This is a genomic window from Corallococcus praedator (genome assembly GCF_003612125.1).
Classification (GTDB): Bacteria; Myxococcota; Myxococcia; order Myxococcales; family Myxococcaceae; genus Corallococcus; species Corallococcus praedator.
On sequence record NZ_RAWI01000521.1, the window covers coordinates 1 to 5,498 of the forward strand.

Here is a 5,498-nt window from a genome sequence, read left to right on the forward strand (position 1 = left end):
TGCTCGCCCAGCGTCACCAAGTGTACCAGCGCGCCCGCGCCCGTCACCCCGAGCGATGGAGCCGCGACACGCGCGACTGGACGCCCGCGGGCCCCGTGCGCCTCAACCCCTCACCGGAAGTGCAGGAGCTGAAACGCATCGGCTGAACCCTTTCACGCGACAACTACCTTGACGCTCACCGTCCGCTACTCCGTCCAGGAGGTGCGAGGGCTGCTGCTCTCGCTCCTGCGACGCGTAGTCGCACCGCTCTCGCATGCCCTGGCGTGGAGCCGCTGGCGACGCCACCACCAAGCCGTGGCCATGCAGTGCCACTACCGAGCCCGAGGGGCGCGGCTCAATCTGCGACTGTAGGATTAGGCTATACGCGCAAAAAAAGTCACTCCTCGCCTCCGAGCGGAGGCTGGCGAAGAATCGCCGGGCCCGCAGGCGGTATCTGGCTACGGCCGCCCAACTGAAGCCCGCGCGCCTCCACTTCATCGACGAGACTGCCGCGACCCTCACCATGACGCGCCGGTATGGGCGTGCTCGACGTGGGCAGCGCGCTCGCGGCTACGTGCCCCTGGGCCGTCGCCAACAAGTCACGATGATAGGGGACCTGACGCTCCAAGGAGTGGGGCCGGTACTGACTTTTGAGGGCGCTACCAACAGCGAACGTTTCGAAACCTACGTCCGTGAGGGACTTCTACCCATCCTCAAACCTCACGACGTGGTTGTCATGGATAACCTCAGCCCCCATCACCGACCGGCAGTCGAGCAACTCATTCGCAGTCGCAAGGCGAGTCTTCTCTTCCTGCCGCCCTACAGCCCAGAACTCAACCCCATCGAGTCGTGCTGGTTGAAAGTAAAGACGCGGATGCGGGCCATCGGCGCCCGCACGCATGTGGCCCTCCGCGAAGCGATGCGAGAGGCACTCGCAACCGTGCGGCCACAGGACGCAGCGGCCTGGTTCGCCTACTGCGGCTACCCGCCTCAACCGCCGTGTTCACCGTGGTAGTGCCGAAAAGGTTCCTGGCCCGAGCTGCGAATTGCTGCTAGCTGGATGCCTCAAGTTCTGCGGCGACAGCTGCGGCAATCCCGTGACGAGAGGGGTCTGCAAGGCGTCCTGCATGAGTTCCTTCCTCCTCTGCAAAGCCAACCCCAGCCACCTGTAATTCAAACTCCAGGGAGCACAGATGCTTTTGTCCATCATCGCAGGCATGCGGGCCGCCCGGAGGATTGGCATCTCGGAGCGGAGGGCGAAGGCAGGGGATCTCGAAGGTGTGATGAAGGTGTGCTCCGAGGTGCTGACCATCCTCGGGGCACCCAAGGTCGACCTACGGATGCCCACGTGTCGCTCAGCCGCATCATTGGCCCTGTGGGGATACTGTCGTGCGGCGAGGCAGTTGGAGCGTAGGAGCGAGATTCACCAGATGCTGAGCCGATGGCGCCCCAGATACCTGGAGTGGATGAAGGCCCCCATGGGACAACACGAGACCGACTACCTCTCGTGGTGTGAGGAAACCTTCAGCGTCCTCAGCAGGGATCCCCAACCCTGACACCCATCCACACGGCGACATGCAACCTCTTTCATGAGGATTGCGGGTCCGCCGTGTGGACTCCCGGGTCACCGCTTCAGCTTCGAGAACGGGTTGTTGAACGGCTCCGGCTTCTTCTGCGCCGGGGCCTGATTCCCCTGTCCCTGCGCTGGAGGCCGCTGCCCGCCGCCCTGCGGCCGTGAAGGCCCACTGCTCGGCCGCTCCGTCATCCGCCCCTGCCCCGTGGCTCCGCCCACCGCGGGCCTCCCGGACGCCTGCGGCGCCCCGCCCTCCTGCAACGCCTTCACGGACAACGCCAGACGCTTGCGCGCCAGGTCCACGGTCAGCACCTTCACCGTCAGCCGGTCGCCCACCTTCGCCGCCTCCGACGCGTCCTTGATGAAGCGCGTGGACAACTGCGACACGTGCACCAGCCCGTCCTGATGCACTCCCACGTCCACGAACGCTCCAAACGCCGTCACGTTCGTCACCGTGCCCTGCAACACCATCCCCTCCTTCACGTCCTCCAGCGAGCGCAGGTCATCCCGCGTCGCATGCGCCGTGAAGTCGCCTCGGGGGTCGCGGCTCGGCTTCTCCAGCTCCGCCAGGATGTCCTTCAGCGTCAGCTCTCCCAGCTCTGGCCCCAGATAGCGCTTCGCTTCAATCTTGCGCACCAGCGTCGCGTTGCCCACCAGCGAGGCCACGTCCACGCCCAGGTCCTTCGCCATCCGCTCCACCACGGAGTAGCGCTCCGGGTGCACCGCGCTCGAATCCAGCGGCTCCGGCCCGCGCACGCGCAGGAAGCCCGCCGCTTGTTCGAACGTCTTCGGCCCCAGGCCGCTCACCTTCAGCAGCTCCCGCCGCGTGGTGAAGCGCCCCTTCGCCGACCGGTGCGCCACCAGCTTCTTCGCCAGCGACGGCCCCACGCCGGACACGTGCTCCAACAACTGCGGTGACGCCGTGTTCACGTCCACACCCACCGCGTTCACGCACGAGTCCACCACCTCGCCCAGCTTCTTCTTGAGCAGGCCCTGGTCCACGTCGTGCTGGTACTGCCCCACGCCGATGCTCTTCGGGTCGATCTTCACCAGCTCCGCCAGCGGGTCCTGCAACCGCCGCCCAATCGACACCGCCCCGCGCAGCGATACGTCCAGCTCCGGGAACTCTTCCCGCGCCACCTCCGACGCGGAATAGATGGACGCGCCCTGCTCGCTCACCGACACCACCGGAATCTGCAGGCCCAGCGCCTTCAGCGTGTCCCGCGTGAAGATCTCCGCCTCCCGGCTGCCCGTGCCGTTGCCCACGGCGATCAGCTCCGGCTTGTGCTTGCGCACCACCGCCTCCAACAACTTCGCCGCCCGGGCCCGCTCGTCCGCGCTGCGCTCCGAGTACAGCGTCGTCGTCTCCACCACCGTCCCCGTCACATCCATCATCGCCAGCTTGATGCCCGTGCGCAGTCCCGGGTCCAACGCCAGCACCGCGCGAGCCCCGGCCGGAGCCGTCAGCAGCAAGTGCCGCAGGTTCTCACCGAACACCCCGATGGCGCCCTTGTCCGCGCGCTCCTTCAGCTCCGTGCGCAGCTCCGACTCCAGCGACGGCCCCATCAGCCGCTCCCACCCGTCCTCCACCGCCGCGCGCAGTTCCCCGGCGAACAGCGACTGGGGTCGCGTCACCACGCGCCCGGTGAAGAGCCCCTTCACCTCGTCGTCCGGCAGGCCGAGCTTCACCTTCAGCACGCCCTCCTCCTCCCCGCGCAACAGCGCCAGCACGCGGTGGGACGGGGCCTGCGACAGCGGCTCCTCGTGGCCGTAGTAGTTCTCGAACTTGGTCGTCTCGCCCTTCTTCGCCGGCACCACGTCCGAGCGCAGCGTGCCCCGCCGCGTGCACAGGTCGCGGGCCTCGCGGCGCAGCTTCGCGTCCTCCGCCACGCGCTCGGCGCAGATGTCGCGCGCGCCCGCCAGCGCGGCGGCCACGTCCGCGACGCCCTTCTCCGTGTCCACGTAGGGCTTCACGCGCGCGTCCACGTTCTCCCCGCGCTGCCCCTCCTGCTTCCACACGAGGTCCGCCAGCGGCTCCAGCCCCTTCTCCCGGGCGATGGCCGCGCGCGTGCGCCGCTTGGGCTTGTACGGCAGGTACAGGTCCTCCAGCTCCGCGCGCGTGCGCGCCGCCTGGAGCGCCTTCGACAGCTCCGGCGTCAGCTTCCCCTGCTCCTCGATGCTGCGCAGGATGGTGTCGCGCCGCCCATCCAGCTCCGCGCGCTCCGACGAGCGGTCGAGGATGGCCTGGATTTGAACCTCATCCAGGCCCCCCGTGGCCTCCTTGCGGTAGCGCGCGATGAAGGGGACCGTGCCCCCCTCCTCGTGCAACGCGAGGGTCCGGTCCACCTGCTCCGGCTTGATGCCCAGTTCCTGGGCCAACGCGGCGGCATAGACGTGCATGGGCCCGTCTATACCCCGGTCCGCCCGCGCCTCCCAGAGACGCGACACCCCCTACCGCCGGACGAGTCGGATGGCATCCAATGCGACGTTGTAACCCGTACTCGCCGCGTTCTTCCCCACCACCGTGAAGGTGAACAGCTTGGGCTCCAGGTCGGTGAACGTCACCGTCCCCAGCTCCACCTCCGCGTACGCCGTGCCGCTGGAGTACTCGTCCCGCGTCCCGCCCACCGCCACGCCCCCCACGTCCAGTTGGTACTGCCCGCGCCCGTTGTTGCGCTTGGTGAGCACCCGCACCGCGAACGTGCCCACCGTGCGCGGCATGAGCGTGTACGTCACCTTCGCGCCCACCGCGTTCGTGTTGTGGTAGCGGATGCCGCCCAGCTCCGCGCCCGTCTCCACGTTCGTGGACGACAGGTCACCGGCGCTCGTCGGCTTCAGGTTCTCCGCCTGGTACACCAGCGCCCGCGCGTCGTGCTCCACCGCGCGCCCCAGGCGCTTCTGCGTCTGGTCCACGTAGAGCGACTGCGGCACCAGTTCATTTCCGGACGTCGCCACCTCCGCCAGGTCCGCCGGCGCCGTCTTCGTCGTCACCGACACGTCCACGGTCGTCACGCTGCCACGCATGCCAATCACATAGCCCTGCCCGTACTGCTGCGAGCGCACGACGCTGGAGCCCCCGTAGGCCGGTGCCTTCGCCCCGTTGGTGTTCCAGAACACGCTCTGCGTCGTGGTGACGCCGTGGCTCACCGTGCCGTAGGGCGTCCGGTCCGCCGCCTCGAAGCGCTCCTGGTAGAGCGTCGTGTTGTCCACCAGGTTCGCCGCGCTCAGGTGCATGTGGAAGTCGGACACCTTGTCCCCGTTGGACGCGCGGTTGTTGAACAGCACGTTGCCGGTGGTGTGCATGGAGCGGAAGTCGAAGTTGTGCCGCCCGCCGTACGCCACGCTGTCCTTGAAGAGGCTGTCGCTGCCGCGAATCGAGTACAGGTAGCCGTTTCCGCCACCCCCCATGTACTGGGGTTTCTCCATCTGGCACGCGTCCACGGTGATGTTGCGCGAGTAATCCAGGTCGATGCCGTTGGACAGCAGGTGCACGTCCCGCGTGTTGGACGGCGGCCGGTAGGAGCTGACGCCGCGGATCCACCCGTCCACCACGTGGTTCATCCGCACCGCCACCGCGTCGTGCATCGCGTACGCGCCCGTGCCCGGCACGCTGTAGTCCTCCTCGCCCGTACCCGCCGTGGGGTTCTCCCGCATGCCGATGGACAGGTGTTCGATGCCAACCTCCGTCAGGTGCGCGGGAATGCCATACACGCGCGCCGAGTCGCGCATCAACAGGCCCTGGCGCAGCGGGATGTCCAGCGTCAGCGTCCGCGTGGCCGCATCCACCGCCACCACCCGCCGGTAGAAGGACGGCCCCGGCAGCAGCTCGTCGCCCTGCGCCGCGAGGTGTTCCAGGCCGCCGACGCGGCGGCGGAGCTCGCGGACCGCCAGCGCACCGCGGGCAACGTCACGGCGCTCGTGCTCGCCACCGAGCAGGCCTCGCTGG

3 protein-coding genes are annotated in these 5,498 nt (G+C 68.2%); 1 reads left to right on the plus strand and 2 read right to left on the minus strand.

The window, feature by feature from the left end:
* Positions 1–253: 253 nt before the first annotated feature.
* Positions 254–994, plus strand: coding sequence for an IS630 family transposase (locus tag D7Y13_RS49080; RefSeq protein ID WP_120585962.1), 741 nt, complete (start codon positions 254–256; stop codon positions 992–994).
* 609 nt (positions 995–1,603) lie between these two features.
* Here the strand turns inward: D7Y13_RS49080 and D7Y13_RS37760 are convergent.
* Together D7Y13_RS37760 and D7Y13_RS37765 are read right to left on the minus strand one after the other, a co-directional pair.
* Complete coding sequence (locus D7Y13_RS37760; RefSeq protein ID WP_120585964.1) at positions 1,604–3,952, minus strand: Tex family protein; 2,349 nt, start codon at positions 3,950–3,952, stop codon at positions 1,604–1,606.
* 51 nt (positions 3,953–4,003) lie between these two features.
* Positions 4,004–5,498 (minus strand): hypothetical protein (locus D7Y13_RS37765; protein WP_208734531.1); only part of this gene is annotated, 1,495 nt, incomplete at its 5' end.

What these genes read in the sequence shown, in the direction of transcription:
- D7Y13_RS37760 (WP_120585964.1), bottom strand. Translation starts at nt 3,952, where the DNA reads ATGCACGTCTATGCCGCCGCGTTGGCCCAGGAACTGGGCATCAAGCCG.
- D7Y13_RS49080 (WP_120585962.1), top strand. Translation starts at nt 254, where the DNA reads ATGCCCTGGCGTGGAGCCGCTGGCGACGCCACCACCAAGCCGTGGCCA.